At 44.5% G+C, this 25,453-nt stretch carries 21 protein-coding genes and 3 pseudogenes; 18 read left to right on the top strand and 6 right to left on the bottom strand.

The window, feature by feature from the left end:
- The first annotated feature begins 5 nt into the window (after positions 1 to 5).
- The 6 genes and pseudogenes from AC6I8Y_RS13650 to AC6I8Y_RS13625 form a co-directional block, all read left to right on the top strand.
- Positions 6 to 3,176, top strand: a complete 3,171-nt coding sequence (locus AC6I8Y_RS13650; RefSeq protein WP_498020351.1) for a type I restriction endonuclease subunit R — start codon at positions 6 to 8, stop codon at positions 3,174 to 3,176.
- 17 nt (positions 3,177 to 3,193) lie between these two features.
- Positions 3,194 to 3,844 carry a DUF262 domain-containing protein gene (locus AC6I8Y_RS13645; RefSeq protein ID WP_498020350.1) on the top strand — a complete coding sequence of 217 codons (651 nt, stop codon included), beginning with the start codon at positions 3,194 to 3,196 and terminating at the stop codon, positions 3,842 to 3,844.
- Positions 3,813 to 4,586, top strand: coding sequence for a hypothetical protein (locus tag AC6I8Y_RS13640; protein ID WP_498020349.1), 774 nt, complete (start codon positions 3,813 to 3,815; stop codon positions 4,584 to 4,586). The genes AC6I8Y_RS13645 and AC6I8Y_RS13640 overlap by 32 nt, the downstream gene beginning before the upstream one ends.
- Positions 4,587 to 4,599: 13 nt before the next feature.
- The gene (locus AC6I8Y_RS13635) at positions 4,600 to 5,700 is read left to right on the top strand and encodes a DUF3696 domain-containing protein (protein WP_498020348.1); all 1,101 of its coding nucleotides are present in this window, start codon (positions 4,600 to 4,602) and stop codon (positions 5,698 to 5,700) included.
- A 5-nt stretch (positions 5,701 to 5,705) separates the two neighbouring features.
- Positions 5,706 to 6,659 carry a hypothetical protein gene (locus AC6I8Y_RS13630; RefSeq protein ID WP_498020347.1) on the top strand — a complete coding sequence of 318 codons (954 nt, stop codon included), beginning with the start codon at positions 5,706 to 5,708 and terminating at the stop codon, positions 6,657 to 6,659.
- 192 nt (positions 6,660 to 6,851) lie between these two features.
- A pseudogene (locus tag AC6I8Y_RS13625) lies at positions 6,852 to 7,148 on the top strand (thymidylate synthase); the annotation flags it as partial.
- Positions 7,149 to 7,198: 50 nt separating this feature from the next.
- On the opposite strand, the gene AC6I8Y_RS13620 reads toward AC6I8Y_RS13625, so the two are convergent.
- Together AC6I8Y_RS13620 and AC6I8Y_RS13615 are read right to left on the bottom strand one after the other, a co-directional pair.
- On the bottom strand, positions 7,199 to 7,939 hold the full coding sequence (locus tag AC6I8Y_RS13620; protein ID WP_498017709.1) for an SDR family NAD(P)-dependent oxidoreductase: 741 nt from the start codon (positions 7,937 to 7,939) through the stop codon (positions 7,199 to 7,201).
- A gap of 115 nt (positions 7,940 to 8,054) precedes the next feature.
- Complete coding sequence (locus AC6I8Y_RS13615; protein ID WP_128648280.1) at positions 8,055 to 8,378, bottom strand: YMGG-like glycine zipper-containing protein; 324 nt, start codon at positions 8,376 to 8,378, stop codon at positions 8,055 to 8,057.
- A 239-nt stretch (positions 8,379 to 8,617) separates the two neighbouring features.
- Here AC6I8Y_RS13615 and AC6I8Y_RS13610 point away from each other — a divergent pair, with 239 nt between their 5' ends.
- The gene (locus AC6I8Y_RS13610) at positions 8,618 to 9,208 is read left to right on the top strand and encodes a Slp family lipoprotein (RefSeq protein ID WP_498020346.1); all 591 of its coding nucleotides are present in this window, start codon (positions 8,618 to 8,620) and stop codon (positions 9,206 to 9,208) included.
- A gap of 49 nt (positions 9,209 to 9,257) precedes the next feature.
- Here the strand turns inward: AC6I8Y_RS13610 and AC6I8Y_RS13605 are convergent, their stop codons facing one another.
- Entirely contained in the window at positions 9,258 to 10,403 is a 1,146-nt protein-coding gene (locus AC6I8Y_RS13605; protein ID WP_234496041.1) for a Na/Pi symporter, read from the bottom strand.
- A gap of 407 nt (positions 10,404 to 10,810) precedes the next feature.
- Between AC6I8Y_RS13605 and nhaR the strand changes: the two genes are divergently transcribed.
- Positions 10,811 to 11,704 carry a transcriptional activator NhaR gene (gene nhaR / locus AC6I8Y_RS13600; protein ID WP_252012388.1) on the top strand — a complete coding sequence of 298 codons (894 nt, stop codon included), beginning with the start codon at positions 10,811 to 10,813 and terminating at the stop codon, positions 11,702 to 11,704.
- A 163-nt stretch (positions 11,705 to 11,867) separates the two neighbouring features.
- Positions 11,868 to 12,167, top strand: coding sequence for an ArsR/SmtB family transcription factor (locus tag AC6I8Y_RS13595; RefSeq protein WP_042473561.1), 300 nt, complete (start codon positions 11,868 to 11,870; stop codon positions 12,165 to 12,167).
- Positions 12,168 to 12,279: 112 nt separating this feature from the next.
- On the opposite strand, the gene rpsT is transcribed toward AC6I8Y_RS13595, so the two are convergent.
- Positions 12,280 to 12,540, bottom strand: a complete 261-nt coding sequence (gene rpsT, locus AC6I8Y_RS13590) for a 30S ribosomal protein S20 (RefSeq protein WP_042473565.1) — start codon at positions 12,538 to 12,540, stop codon at positions 12,280 to 12,282.
- 259 nt (positions 12,541 to 12,799) lie between these two features.
- Here rpsT and murJ point away from each other — a divergent pair, with 259 nt between their 5' ends.
- From murJ to AC6I8Y_RS13555, 7 genes and pseudogenes are all read left to right on the top strand, one after another.
- A complete protein-coding gene (murJ, locus tag AC6I8Y_RS13585; RefSeq protein ID WP_498020345.1) occupies positions 12,800 to 14,362 on the top strand; it encodes a murein biosynthesis integral membrane protein MurJ in 1,563 nt (520 codons plus the stop codon).
- A gap of 69 nt (positions 14,363 to 14,431) precedes the next feature.
- On the top strand, positions 14,432 to 15,367 hold the full coding sequence (gene ribF / locus AC6I8Y_RS13580; RefSeq protein ID WP_042473567.1) for a bifunctional riboflavin kinase/FAD synthetase: 936 nt from the start codon (positions 14,432 to 14,434) through the stop codon (positions 15,365 to 15,367).
- A gap of 62 nt (positions 15,368 to 15,429) precedes the next feature.
- Positions 15,430 to 18,258, top strand: a complete 2,829-nt coding sequence (ileS, locus tag AC6I8Y_RS13575; RefSeq protein WP_498017715.1) for an isoleucine--tRNA ligase — start codon at positions 15,430 to 15,432, stop codon at positions 18,256 to 18,258.
- 130 nt (positions 18,259 to 18,388) lie between these two features.
- The gene (gene lspA / locus AC6I8Y_RS13570) at positions 18,389 to 18,892 is read left to right on the top strand and encodes a signal peptidase II (protein WP_042473570.1); all 504 of its coding nucleotides are present in this window, start codon (positions 18,389 to 18,391) and stop codon (positions 18,890 to 18,892) included.
- Between the two features lie 130 nt (positions 18,893 to 19,022).
- Positions 19,023 to 19,454 (top strand): FKBP-type peptidyl-prolyl cis-trans isomerase, encoded by a 432-nt coding sequence (gene fkpB / locus AC6I8Y_RS13565; protein WP_042473872.1) that lies wholly within the window; start codon positions 19,023 to 19,025, stop codon positions 19,452 to 19,454.
- Positions 19,455 to 19,494: 40 nt separating this feature from the next.
- Positions 19,495 to 20,451 (top strand): 4-hydroxy-3-methylbut-2-enyl diphosphate reductase, encoded by a 957-nt coding sequence (gene ispH, locus AC6I8Y_RS13560; protein ID WP_081935933.1) that lies wholly within the window; start codon positions 19,495 to 19,497, stop codon positions 20,449 to 20,451.
- A gap of 473 nt (positions 20,452 to 20,924) precedes the next feature.
- Positions 20,925 to 21,774, top strand: a pseudogene (locus AC6I8Y_RS13555) (magnesium transporter).
- Between the two features lie 46 nt (positions 21,775 to 21,820).
- Here the strand turns inward: AC6I8Y_RS13555 and dacB are convergent.
- Positions 21,821 to 23,261 (bottom strand): annotated as a pseudogene (gene dacB / locus AC6I8Y_RS13550) (serine-type D-Ala-D-Ala carboxypeptidase).
- Between the two features lie 421 nt (positions 23,262 to 23,682).
- Between dacB and greA the strand changes: the two are divergent.
- Positions 23,683 to 24,156: a transcription elongation factor GreA gene (gene greA, locus AC6I8Y_RS13545; RefSeq protein WP_252012377.1), complete on the top strand. Its 474-nt coding sequence runs from the start codon at positions 23,683 to 23,685 to the stop codon at positions 24,154 to 24,156.
- 182 nt (positions 24,157 to 24,338) lie between these two features.
- On the opposite strand, the gene yhbY is transcribed toward greA, so the two are convergent.
- Complete coding sequence (gene yhbY, locus AC6I8Y_RS13540; protein WP_042473875.1) at positions 24,339 to 24,635, bottom strand: ribosome assembly RNA-binding protein YhbY; 297 nt, start codon at positions 24,633 to 24,635, stop codon at positions 24,339 to 24,341.
- 112 nt (positions 24,636 to 24,747) lie between these two features.
- Between yhbY and rlmE the strand changes: the two genes are divergently transcribed.
- Positions 24,748 to 25,377: a 23S rRNA (uridine(2552)-2'-O)-methyltransferase RlmE gene (gene rlmE / locus AC6I8Y_RS13535; RefSeq protein ID WP_042496566.1), complete on the top strand. Its 630-nt coding sequence runs from the start codon at positions 24,748 to 24,750 to the stop codon at positions 25,375 to 25,377.
- Positions 25,378 to 25,453: the final 76 nt, after the last annotated feature.

Here is a 25,453-nt window from a genome sequence, read left to right as displayed (position 1 = left end):
ACGCAATGAAATTCACAGAAGAAAGGCTAGAACAAGCCATCATTGAACTGCTAGGGAAAGAAGGCTATCCACATACTCGTGGTGAGGCGATTGAGCGAGCACCTGAAGATGTGCTGATTAAGTCCGATCTTCGTGAATTTCTAGCTAAACGTTATCAAGCGGAAGGTATTACAGCCTATGAGATAGAGCAAATTATCCATAAGCTTGAGTATCTTCCAGCTTCGGATCTCTACGATACTAACAAAGCCATAATGAAGTTTGTCTCTGATGGTTTTTTGCTAAAGCGTGAAGATGCAAGTCAGAAAGATTTATATATTCAGCTTATCGACTACGTTGGCCTAGAGAACAACCGCTATCGCATCGTTAACCAAATGGAGGTGCAAGGCTATGAGCTGCGTATCCCTGATGGGATTCTTTACATCAATGGCTTACCTCTTGTGGTGTTTGAATTTAAGAGTGCCATTCGTGAAGAAGCGACTATCTATGATGCGTATAAACAGCTAACCAATCGTTATGATCGAGATATCCCTGAGCTATTCAAATACAACGCTCTATGCGTGATCAGTGATGGTGTGAATAACAAAATGGGGTCGTACTTTGCCCCATACGAGTTCTTTTACTCTTGGCGTAAAATTACGGGTGAAGAGAAGCTAGACAAAGACGGTATTGATTCATTGTTTACGATGATCAGCGGCTTGTTTAACAAGAAACGCCTTACTGATGTGATACGTCACTTTATCTACTTACCTGACACCTCAAGTAAACAAGAAAAGATTGTTTGTCGTTATCCTCAGTATTACGCAGCAACAAAGCTTTTTGCCAATATCAAACAACATATGAAGTGCTTTGATGAGCACGGAAAGTTGGTGAGTGGTGACGGTAAAGGTGGTACGTATTTCGGTGCGACTGGTTGCGGTAAGAGCTACACAATGTTGTTCTTATCTCGTCTACTGATGAAAGATGTCGAGTTGGGCAGCCCAACTATTATTCTCATCACTGACCGTACCGATCTGGATGATCAGCTTTCAGGTCAATTCACTAACGCAAAAGGTTACGTGGGTGATCAAAACATCATTAGTGTAGAGAGTCGTGCTGAACTGCGTGAACACCTGAAAGGGCGTAAAAGCGGTGGTGTATTCCTGACTACCATCCATAAATTTACCGAAGATTTGGAGCTACTGACTGAGCGAACCAACGTCATTTGTATCTCGGATGAAGCGCATCGTAGCCAAACCAATTTAGAGCAGAAAATTACCGTTACTGAAGACGGCGTGAAAAAGACTTACGGCTTTGCTAAGTATCTTCACGACTCTTTACCAAACGCTACTTATGTCGGTTTTACTGGTACACCCATTGACGCAACGCTGGATGTATTTGGTGCAGTTGTCGATAGCTATACAATGACCGAATCAGTTTACGATGAAATTACTGTTCGTATTGTGTACGAAGGTCGAGCAGCAAAAGTGCTTCTTGATGGTCGTCAGCTTGATGAAGTCGAAAAATACTATAAAGCGTGTGAAGAAGCAGGGACAAACGAATATCAAATAGATAAAAGCAAAACGGCTATGGCGAGTATGTCTACCATACTGGGCGACCCAGATCGTATCAAAGCCATAGCAAAAGACTTTGTTGAGCATTATGAGAATCGTGTTGAAGAAGGCACGACTCAAAAAGGCAAAGCAATGTTCGTTTGTAGCAGTCGTGAAATCGCTTATCAGTTCTATAAAGAACTGCTTGAGCTTCGCCCTGAGTGGGATGAAGTAAAAGTCTGTGAAGACGGTGCAACTCTATCAGAAAGTGATAAGAAGAAAGTGAAGCCGATGGAACGAGTCAAGATGATTATGACTCGTAACAAAGACGATGATAAAGCTCTGTGGAACAAACTCGGTAATAAAGAGTACCGTAAAGAGCTGGATCGTCAGTTTAAAAATGGTAAATCGAACTTCAAAATCGCTATTGTTGTAGATATGTGGTTAACGGGCTTTGATGTGCCGTTCCTCGATACCATCTACATTGATAAGCCTTTGCAAAAGCATAATCTGATCCAAACCATTTCGAGAGTAAACCGTAAATTTGAAGGTAAAGAGAATGGTCTGGTAGTCGATTACATCGGCATAAAAAAACAGATGAACCTTGCTCTTTCCCAATATACAGCAGGGCAAGATCAGAACCTAGAAGACATTAAACAGTCGGTCATTATCGTTAAGGATCACCTGAGTTTGTTGGATGGATTATTCCATAAGTTCGACTCTAAGCCTTACTTCAATGGTACTCCACTTGAGCAGTTACATTGCTTAAATGCTTCGGCTGATTTTGCACTAAGAACCAAGAAGTTTGAAAAGACGTTTATGGATCTGACCAAACGCCTTAAATCAGCTTATGACATTTGTGTGGGTAGCAGTGAGCTGACCAAAGAGCATAAGGACAAGATTCACTATTATCTAGCGGTTCGAACCATCGTATTTAAGATCACTACGGGTGGTGCGCCAGATGTTGACCAAATGAACCGTAAGGTGCGTGATTTGGTCAAAGACGCACTAATAAGTGATGGTGTTGAAGAGATCTTTAAACTGGGTGAAAAAGACGGTGGCGAGATTGATATTTTTGATGATGATTATCTTGCTAAGTTGGAGATGGTGAAACAGCCAAACACCAAACTTCAACTGCTTCAGCAAATGCTTGCAAAAGCGATTGGCGAGTTTAAAAAAACCAATAAAGTGAAAGGTGTCGATTTCACTAAGAAAATGAATATGTTGGTTGAAAAGTACAATGAGCGTGATGAAAAGGATGTACTTCGCTCGGAAGTCATTAATGATTTTTCTGATGAAATTATCAACCTTTACAATGAACTACGTGCTGAGATGGCCTCGTTTGGTGAAATGGGGATAGATTTTGAAGAAAAAGCCTTTTACGACATTCTCATTTCACTGGCTCATAAGTATGACTTTACCTATCCCGAAGAGAAGCTGCTTAACCTATCTAAAGAGGTGAAGAAGGTCATCGATGATAAAGCCAAATACACCGATTGGAACAAGCGAGACGATATCAAAGCTGAATTGCACTTTGACCTGATTATTTTGCTCGATGAGTGGGGATACCCACCGATTGATCGTGATGAAGTTTATAAAGAGATTTTTGAGCAGGCTGAGAACTTTAAGAAGCACAATTCTGTTTAATGATTCGTGGGGGGAAGATGGAAAATAAAGAAAATAACGAACCTACTAACGAGGAAATTGAAGGTTTTGATACCTCTCGTTCAGAATCTTGGGGAGAGTATCCACTTGATACTGTCTTCGTTAGGAAAGAACCAAGGACAGTTGGGGATATTGTAAGCAGGATAGATAAGGGAAGATACAAGCTAGATCCTGAGTTCCAACGAGATTTCGTTTGGAGCTTAACTAAGCAATCTCGTTTGATTGAATCAAGTCTTATGCGTATTCCTCTGCCTGTTTTGTATGTAGCTGAAGATATTGATGGAAAAATCATAGTTGTTGATGGTTTACAAAGGCTGACTACATTTCAAAGGTACTTAAACAACAAGTTTGCATTGAAAGATGTAGGTAGTTCAGATCCTGAATCTTTGATAACTGGAAAGAAGTTTGATGAGCTACCTATTCACTTACAAGAGAGGATCGAAGATACACAGTTAACGCTTTATATTTTAGATCCGAAAGCACCAGAGCGGGCTAGACTTGATATTTTTGAAAGAGTGAATAGCGGTGAGCCGTTAACACGTCAACAGATGAGAAACTGCCTATATTCAGGGAAGTCAACTCTCTGGTTGAAGGATGCTTCTCAAATGGATTGCTTTTTTGAAGGCAACTGGTCGTTCTCTAAAAGTTAAATCAATGAGAGATCGAGAAGTAATCAACCGATTTTGTGCTTTCTACTTGCTTGGTTATGAATCATACAAAGGTGATATGGAGGAATACCTTGCTCAAGCGCTTGATAGAATGAACCATTCGGATGTTAATTTCCTCGAAGAAATGAAGGTTGCGTTCTCAAAAGCTATGGAGATAAGCTTCAAGTTGTTTGGTAGACACTCTTTTAGGAAATCTTTAGCTAAAGATAGCATTAATGAACCCCGTTCTGTATTAAATGTTTCGCTGTTTGATGCATTGGCTACTCAATTGGCTTTGAATTATGAAACTATCTTGGATATTGATGAATTAGTGATTAAAGAGCGCATTTGTAGCTTGTTAGAATATGGAAGGTTTAATTCTGCCATATCATATTCAACAAATAACACTATCGAGTCTAAGACTAGACATAGGTTGGCAAGTAAAGTTCTAAATGCAGAACCTCAACTTAAACTTGATGAAATTTTATACTCTGACTTAATTGAGCAGCATTTGGAGTTTCTTAATTTACCGATACCAAAAGACAAGGTAGATGAGATATCTAGTAGGCTGTATTTTAAAATAAATGAAATAAAGAAGTATACCGACTGGAAGTCAAAAGAAGATATTCAAAGTGATATTGAGTTCCACTTAATAGTAGACCTTGATATGTTTGGTTTGAGTGAGGTGCAATTGAAATTACTAACCTCAAAGCTAATCTCTCAGGCCAAAGTTTTAAATCTATAAGTTGGATAGTAATATGCTTAATAATATATATATTGAAAATTTCAAATGTTTCAAAAAGCAGAATATACCAATGGCCCCATTGACGCTGTTGACAGGTTTCAATGCAGCTGGCAAATCTAGTGCAATACAAACACTACTTCTAGGCTCACAGATACAAAATAGCTCTAGTCATGAGTATGCAGTATCTCTAAATGGCAATTTTGTAAAGTTGGGTTCGGTTGGTGATGTAAGGTGTAGTTTTAGCGAAGAGAAAGAGATTAGATTCATTTACTCTAGTGGTGATGACGAATTAGAGTTGCATTTAGATGCTAGTTCTAGAGATAGTAACTCACTCCCTTTTAAGTCAGATTGGCAAGGAAATAATAAGGGAGCTGTGTACAAAACACTCCACGACATAATATATATTGGGGCCACTCGTAATGGTACTCTGGACGTTTTCCCTGTCCCACAAGAGTCATTCCCCGTACATGCTGATGTCGGTGACTGTGGTCAGTATGCGCCTTGGTGGTTTGAAAAACATATCGATGATGAAGTAGATGAACTAAAACTAAATTGTTCCGAAAGTGCCACCTCTTTAAGAAGGCAATACAACGCTTGGGCTAGTGAGATTTTTCCCGGAGCAGAGGCCTCTGTTGAAATGATTGAACGTTTACCTCTGGTAAAACTCGAAATGAGAACTAGTAAACAACAACAGTTTAGACGCCTTGCAAATATAGGTTATGGTCTGACCTATGCATTTCCGATATTAGTTGCTGGATTACTGGCCCGAAAAGGCCAGATATTAGTTGTTGATAGCCCTGAAGCACATTTACACCCTTTAGGACAATCAAGAATAGGTTACTTTCTTGGTGTAATGTCTGCGGCTGGAGTTCAAGTTGTTTGTGAGACACATAGTGACCATGTATTAAATGGTGTTAGATTGGCAGTTGCAGATAAGAAACTCTCTAATTCTGACATTTCAATTCACTTCTTTCAGCCATCAATTGAAAGTGGCAACGTGTCTCCGCTAATAGTTTCTCCACAAATAGATAAAAGTGGGAATCTAGATGTTTGGCCAGATGGATTCTTTGACCAAACAGATAAAGATATCGCTAGGCTGAATGGTTGGGACTAATTTTTATGGAATGGATTCTTAATGATCTTTCGCTAGAAAGTAGATATACAAATACTGCGGACTTTCTAGATGATATAGAAAGTTTTTTAAAGTGTAGAAGCGAGAATGTTGGAATTAATAATAACTTCTATTGCCCAAGAGGAATTGGGAATGTCGAAGTTGTTGAGGGGAAAAAGTTTTCGCAAATAATAATGCAAGATGCACCAAGGAACCTGAGACAGCCGATTATGTCTTGGGTTAGCAAGAAGGGGCCTTTTTGGTGTGATAATAGAACCGTTAATGAAGATGATTACTTTGAACACTGTAGCATTGATGTTACAGATATGGGGTTAGGGGAATGTGCAAGAAAAGCAATTCTCGAACAAAGGGTTTCTTCATATAGTTTTTCAGGCCTTTTCGATAACACTCCATTGGTTGTCCAGCATGGTTTACCTGAGGAAGTTTTGGGGGTTTATAATGTCCCAAATTTCTGGACGCTTGCACAACTGGTTGAGTCTAGCCAGAGAGCTATTCCCAAGCCGACAAAGTGGGATGAGGCTATTGAACAGCTAAATGGCAAATATACAAACTTAATATTTTCACCTTGTTTGTTGGATCAAATCTCAACCTTACCTTTTAACATGACAGTCTTTGACAGGATGCAAGAATTGTGTCGAGTTTTAGAAGAGTATCTGACTAGCCGTGATGAAAGTGGCAACTTGACTGCCAAAAGTCATGAAATTGAAAGATTACATTTTCACGGAGACAAAGCTTGGTTTTCTGATGAGTCAGATGAAGATAAAAGAGCTTTTGAACAAAAACTCAAATTTACAGACAGTAGAGATGGTGTAAAGAAAACGTACACTTTTCATGGCAAAATCAAGACTCCTCAAGTACGTGTATATTTTGAATGGCCAATAAAGCCATCACAAAATGATATTCAAATCGTGTACTTTGGGCCTAAGATTACCAAAAAATAGCTATATGCCGACTTTGTAGAGTAGCTTTAATCTTACGCTAATCATTGGTGTCAGCAGCAAGTTGGTAGAAGGCAAAGACGCTACTTGGATTTGAATTTGAGTTGTGCGTGCTCTGTTTTGCACAATACATTTTGAAGCAGGGAAGGCCCAGTAAATCCTCGAATTGTGCGGGAATTTGGGGGTTTAAATGTGTTGGGCTTAAACTTTAATATGGTTCAGGTTTACGTGTTCTTGGCGATTATGGCACAAATCACAGGTAAGAAGCCTGGCCTGGCGTACCACAAAATTGTCAACGCGCATATTTATGAAGATCAGCTAGAGCTGATGCGAGATGTGCAGCTCAAACGTGAACCACTTGCTGCGCCAACATTCCGTATTAATCCTGATATTAAGTCTCTTGAAGATCTTGAAACGTGGGTGACATTGGATGATTTTGAGGTGATTGGCTATGAGAGCCATGAACCTATTCGTTACCCATTCTCTGTGTAACGCTGATTAGAAACGCCGAGCATCAAGCTCGGCGTTTTTCTTTCGGCTGGTTACCAGCTTATCGCCTCGCGCTCGGTGAAGAAACCAGCCGTTGGGCCATCCTCAGCCAATGTCGCTAGCCAAATTGCGGTATCAGCGCCTTCCCGCGGTGTTTTCAGTTTGACGTTCTCTCCGTACTCAGGGAGTTCTTCTAGATTCATACCTGAATCAACCCAGCCAGGGCAGTAAGAGTTCACTTTAATCCCAAAAGGCTCTAGCTCTTTCGCGAACAGAACTGTGTTGGCGTTGACACCAATCTTGGATGATTGATACGCAGCGCAGATGTCATCTCGCCAAGGGGAATGCATATCGGACAGCTGTGACAGTTGGGCTGCTTGACTGGAAACATTAACCACTCTAGCACTGCTCGATTTCTTGAGCAGCGGCGTTAGGGCGCGCGTCAGCAAGAAGGGACCAATCTGGTTGACTTCAATCACGCGTCGATAGGTGTCTTCATCGATCAAAGATGGATGCTTACCGAAATCGGTTAAGATAGAAGCGTTATTGACCAGCACGTCCAAGCGACCAAACTCCTCGTGAATTTTGTTGGCGATGGCTGGAAACATCGATGACATGGCGAGATCAATTTTAACGTGTGACGCCATATAGCCTTTATGACGGAAGTCATTGGCTAGCGAGCCGCAAGATTGAATATCGGCCATGATGACATGGAATCCTTGTTCCATCAGCATTTCCGATGTGGCTAAACCGATGCCTTGATATGCACCAGTAACGAGAGCAATTTTGTGCATGATTGACCTTTTTTGTGGCGTTCAATCACGACAGTTTATCGGCGGGGAACAGAGGATGGCAGTAACATAGGGGGATGTTACTTATAGGTTACTGCCAAAATGTGAAGGTAAAATGCTAGTCGTAGTAGTACTCTTCGGCGATCTCTTCTTCAACAATTTCTTCCTCGACGATTTCCTCTTCGACAACAACATCTGTTGCCACTTCACAGGCACCCTCGTCATACGCTCCGTCTATGGTACCAACAACCGCACCGGTACCGCCTCCGATAGCTGCGCCAGCCGCTGCACCACTGCCACCATCGACAATACCACCCACCACGGCACCAGTAATTGCGCCGTCTACCGCACCATCAATCGCACCTTCTGCGGTTTGATCGCAGTAATAGGCGAAACTAGGAGAGGCGATAAGTGAGGCTAGAAGTAGAATTTTTGTTTTCATGACAAGGTCCTAGATTGAGTAATAGCGTATTAGAGTAAACAAGGAAAGTGCACTGGGTAAGGTAGACAGCGTCAATCTTGGGTTAGATTCTCGTTGTCGTATTGTTGGGGTGTATTGGGCTTGATCAGAAGTGTTTGTGTATCAATATCTGGAAGCCTAAACTCAAGTCCAGGGTGTAACTTGCTAAGCGGTAACACCTTGACTCATAATGAAATGAGTAATGATTAGGAGAGCAAATAATGCGAGTGTACGTATGGATTTTAGTCGCCTTGCTGGTGGGGTGCAGCAGTGGACCAGATGAGATTAAAGTGGCGGATGAAAAGCTGCTTGTTAGCTACCAAGACGCTCGTAAAGACGCGACACCTTTCAAGGGGCAACCCGCTCGTTGGGGTGGTGTGGTGGCTAAGCTCACCAATCCTTCAGCGAATAGTAGTGAGCTGCAGATCAGCCATTTTGAGTTGGACTCTAAAGGAAGGCCAGATGAAACACGTCAGGGTAGCAGTCGCTTTGTGGTCAAAGTAGAACGCTTTTTGGACCCCAAAATCTTTATGCTAGGCAAACCGATGACGTTTGTTGGCACTATTGTGGGGCAAACTGAGATAAAAGTAGGTGAGCAGACCCTATCTGTCCCTGTGCTCAAAGCATCAAATTATTACCTTTGGACAGAAGATAAGCGCATCAAAACCTACTATGTCGGCGACCCGTTCTACAACTACTACTATGACAGATATTATTATTGGGATTACGTCGATGAAGCGGATCTCATCGAGCATTACGACGCCTATGATGCTTACGACGCGTATGATGCCTACGACTATGGCGATTTTTAGATAAAAAAAGACCCAGCTTCTTAGCTGGGTCTTTTTTTAAGTTTTAACCTTAGGCTGTTAGCGCGAGGATGGAACCAGGAATCACTACGAAGATAGAGACTAGGTAACCAGCAACCACCGCTTTGTTTTTGATGGCCATATCTGAGATATAGTCCGCGCCTTTCACTGGGAGCTCACGTAAGAACGGAATACCAAAAATGAACACCGTTGCCATGATATTGAACACCAAGTGCACTAGAGCAATCTGTAGCGCAAATACAGCGTATTCACCAGATACCGCCGTCGCAGCAAGTAGACCCGTGATACATGTACCGATGTTCGCACCTAGCGTGAATGGGTATACATCACGAACCTTTAGAGCACCTGTACCTACTAGCGGTACCATCAAGCTTGTTGTCGTTGATGAAGACTGAACCAGTACAGTAACGATTGAGCCAGATACGATACCGTGAATTGGACCACGACCAATTGCGTTCTTCAGAATCTCGCGAGCGCGGCCAACCATCAGGCTCTTCATCAGTTTGCCCATCACTGTGATAGCAACAAAGATAGTCGCGATACCCAGAACGATGAGTAGCACACCACCAGTGACGCTACCAAATGCACTTAGTGGCTCTTGGATTGCGCTCACTACCGGCTTAGTGATTGGCTTGATGAAGTTGAGACCGCCCATACTTACATCACCAGTTGCCATCATAGGTGATACAAGCCAACTAGAGATCTTATCTAGCACACCGAACATCATTTCCAACGGCAGGAAGATAGCTACAGCAAGCAGGTTGAAGAAGTCGTGAATCGTTGCACTTGCAAAAGCGCGTTTAAATTCTGTATTGCAACGAACGTGACCTAGGCTTACTAGGGTATTGGTTACGGTTGTACCAATGTTAGCACCCATGATCATTGGGATTGCTGTTGTGACAGGCAAGCCACCGGCTACCAGACCAACAATAATAGAAGTAACGGTACTAGAAGATTGGATAAGTGCCGTAGCAACCAAACCGATCATCAAACCTGCAACTGGGTGAGAAGCAAACTCGAACAGCACTTTTGCGTGCTCGCCAGTCGCCATTTTGAAGCCACTACCTACCATAGAAACAGCAAGTAGCAATAAGTAAAGCATGAATGCCAAGTTAGCCCAGCGCAGCCAACGCGTCGTAGTCGACATAGGAGTCGTCGCTGTAGTTGCTTGGTTCATCATAGTTTTCTCCGTTTGGCCTTGGTTAATCTATTTGCGGCCTGTTGTTGAATCTGACGCGATAGTAGAACTCGAATATTACAGAAATATGACGAAACTATTTCTATGTGAATTAAGTGCGATCTTAGGTTGGTTTTTAGTCTGTAAATTTGAATTTGCGACTTTAACTTGTTGATTTTTATGAGCTATATTCTATTTGAGAAAAAGAGATTAATCTGGCCTGATTAATGAATTAAATCGATTTATATTGTCTTGTTTGTCAGTTATATGACAGTGGCGTGTCTAATGTGACAGTTAGTGGTTCGTAAAAACAGTATTATTTACTTAATAATTTCGGTTTTAACGAATATTGTTGGATTGGGCAGATTTTGCTATAAATGTAGGTCACTCTTTTTAGGCGAAATAGCATGTCTCACCTTAACTATAATCATTTGTACTACTTCTGGATGGTGTGCAAACAAGGCTCAGTCACCAAAGCGGCAGACGCTCTGTTTTTAACCCCTCAAACGGTCACGGGGCAAATCAAAGCACTGGAAGAGCGCATGGATGGCAAGCTAACCAAGCGAAACGGCCGTAGTGTTGAACCTACAGAACTGGGTCAGCTGGTGTATAAGTATGCCGATCGTATGTTTGGCCTAAGTTATGAGATGCTCGACATCGTTAATTACAGTCAGCGCTCTAACTTGCTGTTTGATGTCGGCGTTGCTGACGCGTTATCAAAACGCTTGGTGAGTAAGATCTTGATGACGACGATACCAGAAGACAACAATATTCATCTACGCTGTTTTGAATCGACGCACGAGATGTTGTTAGAACAACTCGCTCAGCACAAGTTGGATATGATCCTGTCTGATTGCCCAGTTGATTCGAGTCAGAGTCCGGGGCTATTCAGCAAGAAGTTAGGGGAGAGTCGTATGAGCTTCTTCACTTCAGGACACATGGACAACGTTAGCTTTCCAGAAGTATTAGAGCAGACCCGCCTTCTTATCCCAGGTAGTCGTACCTCAATGGGACGAAAAGTGCTTCAATGGTTTGATCAGCAGGGGATTCAACCTAACATTCTAGGCGAGTTTGATGACGTCGCTCTGATGAAAGCCTTCTCTATGTATAAAGATGATGTGATTTTCCTAGCGCCGAGTATCTACATGTCGGAGATTAAAGATCAGCGACATTTGCAGCTGATCGGTGACATAGAAGATATCAAAGAAGAGTACTACGTCATTTTTGCGGAACGTATGATTCAACACCCTGCGGTGAAGAGTGTATGCGAAGCGGATTTTACTGACTTACTTGCGTTTTGAGTTTAGAGTCAGCTAACAAATTACTCTTTCCAATTACACTTAATTAAACAAAGCGTTACCATACACGTCCTAACCATGTAGAATGTGCTGGAAATTGCCAATGTTGCTCAAAAAGCAGCCAGTAGGTAGTAATCGGTGTCGCGAAAAGATTTAGAGGTAGACTATGAACTTGCAGGATATGGAGAAAAACTCAGCACAAGCGGTTGTACTCTTGAAAGCGATGGCTAATGAGAGGCGCCTGCAAATTCTGTGTATGCTACACAATACTGAGCTGTCTGTCGGTGAACTGTGTTCTCGCCTAGAGCTAAGTCAGTCTGCATTATCTCAACACTTAGCTTGGCTTCGCCGAGATGGTCTAGTGTCCACTCGAAAAGAAGCTCAAACGGTGTATTACACACTAAGCAGTGGTGAGGTACGTCAATTAATTGAAACACTACACGGTATGTATTGCAGTGATCACTAGTAGGTAGTGGAAGGCGCGAGCAACGAATGTTGCGAAAGAGCGTAGCGAAAGAAACGACAGATACAAAAAAACCGGCATTAGCCGGTTTTTTTAACACAATACAAAGTCTAAATTATAGAGCTTTGATTGCAGCAGAGAAGCGTGCCTTGTGACGAGCAGCTTTATTCTTATGAATAAGGCCTTTAGTCGCCATGCGGTCAAGGATTGGAGTAACTTCTGCAAATGCTGAAGTTGCTGCTTCTTTGTCGCCAGCTTCGATAGCTGCGATTGTTTTCTTCATGTAAGTGCGCATCATAGAACGACGGCTAGCGTTGTGCTGGCGACGTTTCTCAGCTTGGATAGCGCGCTTCTTAGCAGATTTACTGTTTGCCAAGGGTCTAACTCCCAAAAACTTAGTTCGGTGACAATTTAAGGGCGAGGAATATCCCTCATTTGCGCTCAATTGTCAAATGATTTGTGCAAAAACCCGACGATATAAAACAACTTTTGATATCTGTGGGCTATCGCGGTTAAGATGGCGGGGATTCTAACAGTATTTTTCGACCAATGCTAATACTAATCCTCTCTTCAATAACAAAGGCTATTGAAACCGATAAATAGCAAAGCATTGGCTAGGTAATTCAGAGGTTATCGTGAGTAAACGCCTTCTTAAGTCAGGCATGATAGTGAGTGCCATGACGCTGGTGTCTCGAGTATTGGGACTGGTTCGTGATGTGGTGGTGGCGAATCTAATGGGGGCAGGGGCGAGCGCTGATGTCTTCTTCTTTGCCAATAAAATCCCCAACTTTCTTAGACGCCTTTTTGCAGAAGGCGCATTCTCTCAGGCATTTGTGCCGGTACTTACTGAATATCATGCCTCGGGTGATAAAGACAAAACTCGAGAGTTAATCGCCAAGGCCTCAGGGACGCTTGGCGTCATTGTTACCATAGTTACCTTGCTGGGTATTCTTGGCTCGAGTGTCGTGACGGCACTGTTTGGCTTTGGTTGGTTTCTTGATTGGCTCAACGATGGACCCGCAGCACCCAAGTTTGAACTCGCCAGTTTGATGCTCAAGATCACTTTCCCTTATCTTTGGTTCATCACCTTTGTCGCCTTGTCTGGGGCGATTCTCAATACCTTAGGTAAGTTTGCGGTTTCCTCTTTTACCCCTGTTTTTCTTAACGTGATGATCATTGCCAGTGCGTGGTTCATTTCACCTAACCTTGCTCAACCAGAGATTGGTTTAGCGATAGGGGTATTCTTAGGCGGCTTTGTCCAATTTGCGTTTCAAATTCCCTTCCTTATAAAAGAGGGCGTACTCGTTAAACCTAAATGGGGTTGGCGCGATCCCGGTGTAACTAAGATCCGCACCTTGATGATCCCTGCACTGTTCGGTGTATCGGTTAGCCAAATTAACTTGCTATTCGATACCTTCATTGCCAGTTTTCTCGCGACTGGCTCGATCAGTTGGCTCTATTATTCCGATCGTCTTTTGGAGTTTCCGCTTGGTCTGTTTGGTATCGCCATTGCGACGGTGATTTTGCCTGCCCTGTCTCGTAAGCACGTGGATGCGCACAGCGAAGGCTTTGCCCATACCATGGATTGGGGGGTGCGCATGGTGATCCTACTTGGATTGCCTGCCATGTTGGGATTAATGGTGCTCGCCAAACCCATGCTGATGGTGCTATTCATGCGCGGTGAGTTTACGCCGCACGATGTTGAGCAAGCCTCTTTGTCTCTCTTAGCTTATGCATCCGGCTTGCTTAACTTTATGCTGATCAAGGTGCTAGCACCGGGCTATTACTCACGTCAAGACACAAAGACACCAGTGAAATATGGCATTATTGCTATGGCGTCCAACATGGTCTTCAATGCTATCTTTGCTTACTACTACGGGTATGTGGGTCTGGCGATGGCAACAGCGCTGTCTGCCTTTATTAATATGGCGCTGCTCTATCGTGGTCTTCACCGTCAAAATGTCTATCGTATTACCAAGAAAACCATTGGCTTTGTTGTTCGTCTAGCGATAGCGGTTGCAGCTATGGTGGCGGTATTGCTGTGGCAGCTACAGGACATGCAGCAATGGCTAAGCTGGGGCTTATCAGAGCGTATTTTGACCTTAACGGTTCTGATCGGTCTTGGTGGCGTCACTTACATAGTTGCACTGCTTATCTTAGGAATTCGTCCTAAAGACGTAAAAGCAGCGACAGATTAACAATGATTGGTTATAATCCGTCAGTTTCACACTCGTAACATTTACTCAAGCAGGTGGTTTAGTCGTTTCATGGAACTCATTCGAGGCATACATAACCTTAAAAATCAGCACCATGGCTGCGTTTTAACCATCGGCAATTTTGATGGTGTTCACCTCGGACATCAGCGCGTACTGAATCAAGTCAAGCAGAAAGCATCGCAACTGGGTTTGCCTGCGGTTGTCATGACATTCGAGCCTCAACCTATGGAGCTGTTTGCCAAAGACAAAGCGCCAGCGCGTTTGACACGGTTGCGTGATAAGTACGAACTGCTTGAGAAAATGGAACTGGACCGCCTATTGTGTGTGAACTTTAATCAGCGATTTGCCAGCTTAACGGCGGAGTCTTTTATTCGAGACTTGTTGGTGGGTAAATTGGGTGTTAAGTTCCTTGTCATCGGTGATGACTTCCGCTTTGGTAAAGGGCGTGAAGGCAATTTCGAGATGCTTCAAAAAGCGGGCGAAGAGTTCGGTTTTGAGGTTGTGAATACGGCAAGTTTTCGTGTTGAGGAGACTCGAGTCTCTTCAACGGCCATTCGTCAGGCTCTTGCCAATGACGAGCTCGATGCAAGCGCAGAAATGTTGGGGCGTCACTATACTTTGTCCGGGCGTGTTGCCCATGGTCAAAAGCTAGCGCGTGGCTTTGGGTTTCCAACCGCCAATATTTCACTTAAGCGTTATGTCGTTCCTGTCCGCGGCGTTTATGCGGTGCAGGTGTTTGGTGTTGATGATAAGCCGCTACCGGGCATTGCCAATGTAGGTAAAAAGCCAACGGTTGCGGGGACAACGCCAGATCTTGAAGTGCATATCTTTGATTACGAGGGCAACCTCTATGGTCAACAAATTGAAGTGGCACTGCTTCATAAAATCCGTGATGAGAAAAAATTTGAGTCATTGGAGCTGCTTAAGCAGCAAATAGAATTGGATGCTGATGTAGCAAGGGTGTGGCTACGTCAGTTTAAGGGTTAGCGGAAGATTCCACCGCTAACATAATGTCTAACTTTCGCCCAATACAACGGAATTAAGAATCGATGAGTGAGTATAAAGATACCCTGAACCTACCTGAAACAGGGTTTCCAATGCGCGGCAACCTGGCCAATCGTGAGCCAGAAATGCTTAAGCGTTGGTACAAAGAAGATCTTTACGGTGAGATCCGTAAAGCTAAGAAAGGCAAAAAATCCTTCGTGCTGCACGATGGCCCTCCATATGCGAATGGTGACATTCACATTGGTCACGCTCTAAACAAGATTCTTAAAGACATTATTATTAAATCCAAAACACTTTCAGGTTTTGACGCACCATATATTCCAGGTTGGGATTGCCACGGTCTGCCTATCGAACTAATGGTAGAGAAGAAAGTGGGTAAGCCGGGTCAAAAAGTGACTGCGGCTGAATTCCGTGAGAAATGTCGCCAATACGCGGCAGGCCAGGTTGAAGGTCAGAAAGAGAGCTTCAAGCGTCTAGGTATTCTTGGTGAGTGGGACAAGCCTTACCGCACTATGGACTTTGCCACTGAAGCAAACATCATTCGTGCTCTAGGTAAGATCGCTGATAACGGCCACCTACTAAAAGGCTTCAAGCCAGTTCACTGGTGTACAGACTGTGGTTCTGCACTTGCTGAAGCTGAAGTAGAGTACAAAGATAAAGTTTCTCCTTCTATCGACGTACGCTTTAAAGCGGCAGACGAAGCGGCGCTAGTGTCTAAGTTCGCACTAAGCGAAGGTCATGAAGGTCAGGGTGACATCTCAATTGTTATCTGGACGACCACACCATGGACGCTGCCAGCTAACCGTGCGGTTTGTCTACGTGACGATCTTGAGTACGTACTTATCCAAACTGAAGGCGACAACCCAGAGCGTATTATCGTGGCTTCAGAGCTTGCGAAAGACGTGATGGATCGTGCTGGTATCGAACACTTCCACAACCTTGGTTTTGCGAAAGGTGCGGATCTAGAGCTTTCTCAGTTCAACCACCCATTCTACGACTTCACTGTTCCGGCGATCCTAGGCGATCACGTAACGACTGAATCGGGTACCGGTGTGGTTCACACAGCACCAGGCCACGGCCAAGAAGACTTCGCAGTTGGTCAAAAGTACGATCTAGAAGTGGCAAACCCAGTAGGCTCAAACGGCGTTTACTTGCCTGATACTGAGCTATTTGCAGGTCAACACGTGTTTAAAGCGAACGATGCGGTTGTAGAAGTACTGAAAGAAAAAGGTGCGCTACTTCATCATCACGCTTACGAGCACAGCTACCCACACTGCTGGCGCCATAAAACGCCAATCATCTTCCGTGCAACACCTCAGTGGTTCGTATCTATGGACCAAGCGGGTCTACGTGCAAAAGCATTAGAGTCAATCAAGGGTGTTGAGTGGATGCCTGAGTGGGGTCAAAGCCGTATCGAAGGCATGATTGAAGGTCGCCCTGAGTGGTGTATCTCTCGTCAACGTACTTGGGGTGTGCCTATCGCTCTATTCGTTCACAAAGAGACCGCAGAACTTCATCCAAACTCGCTAGAGCTGATTGAAAAAGTCGCTCAGCTAGTGGAAGAGAAGGGCATCCAAGCTTGGTGGGACGTAGAGATTGCAGACCTACTTGGCGACGACGCTGACCAGTACGAGAAAGTTCTGGATACACTCGACGTTTGGTTCGATTCTGGTGTGACTCACTACTCTGTTGTAGATTCTCGTGAAGAATTTAACGGCAACAGTGCAGACCTATACCTAGAAGGTTCTGACCAACACCGTGGTTGGTTCCAGTCTTCGCTGATTTCATCTATCGCGATGAAAGACGAAGCGCCATACAAGCAAGTGCTAACGCACGGCTTCGTAGTGGATGGTCACGGCCGTAAGATGTCTAAGTCAATCGGTAACGTTGTTGCGCCAAAAGATGTGACTAACAAGCTAGGTGCGGACATCCTGCGTCTATGGGTAGCATCGACTGACTACACTGGCGAAGTTGCGGTTTCTGATGAAATCCTAAAACGCTCTGCAGATGCTTACCGTCGTATCCGTAACACGGCTCGTTTCTTCCTAGCAAACCTAAACGGTTTCAACCCAGAAACTGACCTAGTACCAGCAGAAGAAATGGTGGCACTGGATCGCTGGGCGGTAGGTCGCGCGCTAGCGGCTCAAGAAGAGATCGTAAAAGCATACGAAGAGTACAACACGCACGGCGTGACTCAGCGTCTAATGCAGTTCTGCTCTATCGAAATGGGCTCGTTCTACCTAGACGTTATTAAAGACCGTCAGTACACAGCGAAACTGGGCGGCCACGCACAGCGCAGCTGTCAGACAGCGCTTTACTACATCGTTGAAGCACTTGTTCGTTGGATGGCACCTATCATGTCGTTCACTGCTGATGAAATCTGGAACGAAATGCCAGGCAAGCGTGAGAAGTTTGTGTTCGCTGGCGAGTGGTTCGAAGGTCTGTTCGGTCTTGCTGAAGGCGAAGAACTGAACAACGAGTTCTGGGCTGAAATCCAAACGGTTCGTGATGCAGTAAACAAGCAGCTTGAAGCGGCGCGTAGCGAGAAAACCATCGGTGGTGCACTGCAGGCTGAAATCACACTGTTTGCTGATGATGCGCTAACGGCGAAGCTTAGCAAACTAGAAGACGAGCTACGTTTTGTATTGCTAACGTCTGCAGCAGCGGTTAAGCCAATGTCTGAGAAGACAGATGCAGCGAAAGCAACAGACCTAGAAGGTCTATTCGTTGAAGTAGCAGCTACTGAAAATGAGAAGTGTGACCGTTGTTGGCATCACACTCCTGACGTAGGTACTATCGCGGGTCACGAGAAGATTTGTGGTCGCTGCGTATCGAACGTAGACGGTGAAGGCGAAGTTCGTAAGTTCGCTTAATGGTAAGCTAACCGGAACTTTTGAAAGATTTAACAGCCCCAGTTTTTACTGGGGTTGTTTTTATCAGCTAACTGATTGAACATATAATTCATTGAGTGTTTGCTACCAAAGGTAGCGATAAAGGAAACAGATGAGCGAAACGGCAATCACATTTCGACAATCAGGTGTACGCTGGCTTTGGCTAGCGGTGGTGATTTTTATTGCTGATATCAGCATCAAGCTCGTAGTCATGGATAACATGGGTTACGGTTGGGCAAATCGAATTGAAATCTTGCCATTCTTCAATTTGCTCTACGTCCATAACTATGGTGCAGCATTTAGCTTTTTAAGCGACCAGGCAGGTTGGCAGCGCTGGCTGTTCACCGGCATCGCGTTTGTCGTCACCGGTATGCTGACCTATTGGATGAGCAAGCTTCCGGCAAAAGAGAAGTGGAACAACATTGCTTATGCGATGATCATCGGCGGCGCAGTAGGTAATGTCTTTGACCGCGTGGTTCATGGCTTTGTTGTCGACTACTTGGACTTTTACTGGGGTAACTATCATTGGCCTGCTTTCAACCTAGCAGACATGGCGATCTGTATCGGTGCGGCGATGATCATTATCGATAGCTTTCGCAATAAAGAGCAAAAGTAGCGCAGATAATGAATAACCTTAAGCGCTGTGCGTTGATATGCACGGCGCTTTTTTATATAACAAGCTAAATGATAAAGAGCTGCTGTGCGTATCAATCGACACAGACTCAATAACACAAGGAAGCCGTAACGTGAGCATCATTTCCCAAGATAGCGCTGTCACCCTCCATTTTACTATTAAGCTGAGCGATGGCTCTGTAGCCGACAGCACCCATAATATGGGTAAGCCAGCCAAATTTATTATTGGTGACGGTAGCTTAAGTGACAATTTTGAAAAATGCTTGGTGGGTTTGACGTCTGGTGACAACAAAGCCATTGAGTTAAAAGCAGTAGATGCGTTTGGAATGCCAAATCCAGATAATGTTCACCACATGGATCGCGCAAAGTTTGTAGGTGACTCTGAGGTTGAAGTCGGTACAATAATGGCCTTCTCAGGTCCTGATGGTATGGAGATCCCTGGTATCATTACGGATATTGCGGGCGATTCGGTAACGGTGGACTTTAATCACCCGTTAGCAGGCCAAGATGTCACCTTTGAAGTTGAAATTCTCGAAGTAGAATAAAACCACTCAGATAAATACGATAAGTAATAGCGGTTCCTCAATGAGTAATGAAATGAAAATTAAACTAGCTAACCCACGTGGCTTTTGTGCGGGTGTAGACCGAGCGATCAGCATTGTTGAGCGCGCGCTTGAGATGTATCAGCCGCCAATCTATGTCCGTCATGAAGTGGTACACAACCGCTTTGTGGTTGAAGGCCTTAAACAGCGTGGAGCGATCTTTGTTGAGGAACTGAGTGAAGTGCCTGATGACAACATTGTGATCTTTTCAGCTCACGGTGTGTCTCAAGCGGTTCGTAAAGAAGCAAAAGCGCGTGAACTGACGGTATTTGATGCGACTTGTCCGCTGGTAACTAAGGTCCATATGGAAGTGGCTCGTGCGAGTCGCCGTAATATGGAAGTAGTGCTTATTGGCCATGCAGGTCACCCAGAGGTGGAAGGGACTATGGGTCAGTACTCAAGTGAGACTGGCGGCATGTACCTTGTTGAGCGTCCAGAAGACGTACTAACGCTCGAGGTTAAAGACCCAAGTAACCTTCATTACGTGAGTCAAACCACACTGTCTGTGGATGAAACCGCGGATGTGATTGATAAGCTTCGCGAAGTGTTCCCTGAGATCCAAGGCCCTCGTAAAGACGACATCTGCTATGCAACGCAAAACCGCCAAGATGCAGTCCGTGAACTCGCTGGTGCCGTGGATGTTATGGTTGTCGTAGGTTCTACTAACTCTTCGAATTCGACGCGTCTGAAAGAGCTTGCAGAAAAACTGGGTACACCGGCATACCTCACAGACACGCCTGATCTGATTGAAGCAGAGTGGTTTGAAGGTAAAGGTCTGGTTGGCGTGACCGCGGGTGCGTCAGCGCCAGAAGAACTGGTTAATCAAATCATCGACAGAATCAAAGCCCTAGGTGCTGATGACGTGGAAGAAGTCTTAGGCCGAGAGGAGAACATGTTCTTTGAGGTGCCAAGAGAGCTTCAAGTGAAGGTTGTCGATTGATAGGGATATCAATGTCTATCGAAAACGCCGCGTTTCTCACGCGGCGTTTTTATTGCGTTTTTGTCGATTAAGAATAAAGAAAAACAACGAGTTCGTGCCTGTGCAATGACACTTATATGAACAAAAGTAAAAAAAGATTTCTATACCGAAATTGGACTTTACTCACAGTCGTATTTTGGTATCCTACGCCGCGCTACCAGTAGGGTAGTTTTTTCGGAGATAACTATGAACAATACCGACCATCCTCCTAGTATGAAAGGAGAAGAATAGCCTCACGTCGGTAATTGCGATCTTCGCTCCTACCGTTGAGGTAGGTGTATTTCCTTTCTGTAACACCCTGATATTTTTCTCCTTTCTTCTATTTAGTCACTCTATAAGTGTGCTTGTTGCATGGCAGTTGTGCTGTGTCTAACTGCGCCCATAGAGAGCTGACGTTTTGATGGTCGTTACCAACGCTAATCGGGAGATTCGCCATGACGGTAATGAGCAATACATATATTGAAAATGCAGCACCTCGCTTCTCGGAAGAGGAGATCAGTGCAGCAACAAAAGCATTCCTACAATACGACACAGATCAGCAACTGAACTTACTGACAGTGATGCCGATTGATGAAGCAGTAGGTGTGCTACAACACTGTGCCTTAGGGCAAGTGCAATTTCTAATTGAAGAACTTGATCTACAAGGTCACGACAAGCGAGCAAGACTGTTCGCTCACCATTTGGGGTTAATTCACTCCAGAAGCGGAAACCACAGGTGGCTATCTAACAACAGGTGTACTCGAGCACGTTAAACAACGTATTGGCTGGATCATTACGTTGGCTCTATTGGGTATAGTATCTGGGCTTATTATTGCTCAGTATGAAGATACGCTTAGCCAGCTTGTACTGCTTGCCGTCTATATGCCGGTGATCGCCGCCGCTGGTGGTAATACAGGTACTCAGGCTGCGACCTTGGTCATTCGCGCCTTAGCGACAGGCGAGCTACGCAAAAGGCAGTGGCTTGCCGTGTTGTGGAAAGAAAGCCGCGTGGCGGTCTGTCTTGCGGCAGCTGTTGCACTCGTGATGGTAGGGCGCATACTGGTCTTTGGCGATGCAAACTCAGCGGGCGGCTTTGATATTAACTTGATTGCGATGGCCATTGCCGTGGCACTGTTTATTCAGGTCACAGTGTCCACGACATTGGGTGGCGTGCTACCAATCATTGCACGTGTATTCAAACTGGACCCAGCAGTGCTTGTGAGCCCAGTGCTAGCCTCTATCGTTGATATCTCAGGTATGTGGATTTACTTCACTGTGGTCAATCACTTCTTAGGATTGTCTTAACCACTCAAGAACTCGGCTATCTAATCGCAGAGAACGCAAAGCGCAGCTATTGCTGCGCTTTGTTGTTTGAGCGTTCTAACGAGAAACTGTAATCGACGACTTGTCGATAATAGGCTTTCTCGAACTGGGTGAGCGGCGACTCTACAGGTTTGCTCGTCGTAGGCTTCTGAGGGTGATAGTCCGTCACAAATTGCACGAACAAGCTCTCACGCTCTCCTTTGCTACCCAGGCCAAATCCCATCATATTGTAAGTACCGAACAGTGAACCACTTTTGGCGACAATTGCGCCCTTTATAGGGGCTTTTCGCATGCTTGAGCGATACTTTAGCGTGCCGTTATTTCCTGAGACTGGCATCAATCGAGCGAGTTTTAATTGGCTGTCATTGTTATGGATGTAGCTAAGGACTTGCTGCATCTGATTGGCTGTCACACGGTTATTACGAGATAACCCTGAGCCATCTTCAAGCACGGCGAGTTCAAGATCGATGCCCGCTTTATCTTTCAAAATGGCTTTAATCGCTTCAGTACCGTTGTTAAAAGAGCCGGGCTCATTAAAGTAGGTCGCGCCTAGGGTTTTGGTGATGTTATCCGCATAGAGGTTGTTGGAATCTTTGAGCATGACAGCAAGCAGGTCATTCAGCGGACGAGAACGCTGGACGAACAGTGGCTTCTGGCTGGTTATGTTGGGCGTACCTACACTCACTTCACCTGAGAGCGTGACGCCAAGGCGTTGTAACTCAGATTTAATTACGTCGACTGTAAATTGCTCAGGAGAAGAGACAGCAAATTTAAGGGGGGATGGGGGACTGACGTTGCACCGCGCAGCCACTAATCGAGTACTGGTTATTTGGGCTGACTTCGAGCTCTAGGTCGCAATGACTTTGCTCTTGTTGTTGTTTGGATACGCTAAGCGCAGTAGTTGATGCACTGACAGGCTGGTGTGATGGGATATTAACCCGTGTGGAACCATTGCTATTGGTGTAGAGCGCGCCTTGGACACAATTACCGTCAAGGGTAATGGCCGACGCTGGAGCGCTGTAGCAAACCCCAAGAATATCCCAAGGCCACCCAACACCGCGCTGATAGCCTGCGAAAGCTCGGTCATCTAACCAAATATTATTAAAGCGTGAACCTACTTCTGATTTAGCCTCTTTGAGCATAGTCGTCAGTGATGCTCGACTAAAGGTAGGATCTCCTGAATACTTGATGATCAGGTCATTGCCTGACGTATAAAGCGTGGTTTCAAATCGAAAACTATCGGGTAGCGTCAGCTTTGCTGCCAAAGCTGTGACGACTTTGAGCGTACTCGCGGGTGGAAAGAATTGATCGGTATTTTCCGCGATAAGAGGCTGATCTGGGCTTGAGAGTGGCGCGATTAGCTGTGCATTTCGACTGCCGTATGGTAAGTGCTTGCTGGCATCGATGCCGGCGGCAAATATCGATGATGAAAAAAGCAGAAGACAGCTGAGTGAGAGTTTAGGTGTCATGGCGGTTCAAAGAAGAATGGGCTTAGTTTTAATGTAGGCTAGCAACCTATTAAGTCGAGATAAAGCGTTAAATTTTCGCAAAAAGTGGTATCGGATAGTCTTTGTACGGCTTCGATATAGTGAATCTACATCGCTCACATTTTCGTGCTAACCTAAATGCAGTTAGCCTTGCGAAATCAAAGCCAACTAGGCTATATTGTTGCGTTGCTCGAAGGGATCTATTCCGATCCTCTTAACTAAGAGCATTATAGCCAGTGCAAGTAGTCGGGTGTGCCCATTACCTTAATATCTGAATCTCAGTGATTTGTATCCACGGATTGATTACACTAGGCTTAATCCAGTTTATTTTTCAAATTGTACTCAGGCTTGCTTGAGTAGGGTTTTATTGTCCAAAGGATGCTTTGGAAAAGAGGTTGTTATAATGGAAAAGGTTCCAATGACTGTACGTGGCGAACAGCAGCTACGTGAAGAGCTAGATCGTCTACTTAAACTTCGTCCACAGATTTCTGAAGCAATTGCAGAAGCGCGTGAACTTGGCGACCTAAAAGAGAACGCAGAATATCACGCGGCTCGTGAAGAGCAGGGCATCTGTGAAGCGCAAATTCGTGATATTGAATACAAGCTGTCTGTAGCGCAAGTTATCGATGTGACTAAGCTAGACAACACGGGCAAGATCATCTTTGGCTCTACTGTGACTCTAATTGATATCGATACGGATGCTGAGCAGACTTACCAAATCGTGGGTGATGACGAAGCAGATATTAAAGCTGGTCGTATCTCAGTAAGCTCACCGATCGCGCGTGGCCTTATCGGTAAAATGGAAGGTGACGAAGTGACAATCGTGACTCCTGGCGGTCAAAAAGACTTCGAAATTGACAAGGTTGCTTACGTGTAAGCTGCGTTGTTGACTGAAAGGTCGAAAGAAAGTCGCCAAATTGGCGGCTTTTTTTGTGCCTGCATGATGGTGGCATCGAACTCGTTTGACAGATACCCCTTGTCGGAAAAATGAAAAGGCCGCAGATGCGACCTTTTCCACTTTGAAACAAATTGTTTCTATAAAATCAACTGTTCAACAAATTACTTGCGTGGCAGTTCGATTTTCTTTTGCTCTGACTGACGGTAAAGAACAAGAGTCTTACCGATAACCTGAACTTTTTCCGCTTTCGTTTCGCGCACAATTGCGTCGATAATCAGCAGTTTAGTTTCACGGTCTTCTGACGCCACTTTCACTTTAATCAGTTCGTGGTGGTCAAGAGCGATTTCGATTTCCGCTAGAACAGCCTCTGTTAGTCCATTTGCGCCCATAAGCACAACGGGTTTCAGTGCGTGTGCTAGGCCTTTTAGGTGCTGTTTTTGTTTGGTGCTTAGGTTCATAACGCGGCCAAATTTATTTACTATTAGGGTTGAAAAGTCGTATTTTAACGCCATCTAATGACGAAGACTATACTTTATTCTAAGGGCTTGCCCTTATCGAGTTGGAAATTGAATGAGTAAGCAAAAACATTCGGCCAGTTCTGGTCGTTGGCTAAAAGAGCATTTTGATGATAAATATGCCAACGAGGCCAGACGAAAAGGCTATCGTTCACGTGCTATCTTTAAGATTGAAGAGATTCAAAATAAAGATAAGCTACTGAAACCTGGGATGACTGTGGTTGACCTTGGTGCTGCTCCTGGTGGGTGGTCTCAATACGCAGCTAAAGTCGTTGGCGACGAAGGACAGGTGATTGCCTGTGACTTGTTGCCAATGGATCCTATCTCTGGTGTGAGCTTCCTTCAGGGCGATTTTCGTGAAGAAGCGGTGCTCGATGCACTATTAGAAAGAATCCAACCGGATATGGTCGACGTAGTAATGTCTGATATGGCTCCGAACATGGCAGGAAACTTATCTGTCGATCAGCCTAGAGCAATGTATCTTGTTGAACTAGCATTAGATATGTGTCATCAAACTTTAGCACCTGGCGGCAGTTTCGTCGTGAAAGTGTTCCAAGGCGAAGGGTTTGATGAATACGTAAAACAGGTACGTGAAGCCTTCAAAGTTGTGAAGATTCGCAAGCCTGACTCATCTAGAGCTCGCTCTCGTGAGGTGTTTATTGTGGCTAATGGTTTCAAAGGCTGAACATTAGTTTACAAAGACAAAATTAACAATGTAGCTACAGCCTAAAAACTGTAGTACCCTACCTTTAATTACAATT

Source organism: Vibrio sp. KUL78, from assembly GCF_059725505.1.
The sequence above is the reverse complement of the archived record's forward strand: the minus strand, read 5'-3'. Positions and strand labels throughout refer to the sequence as shown.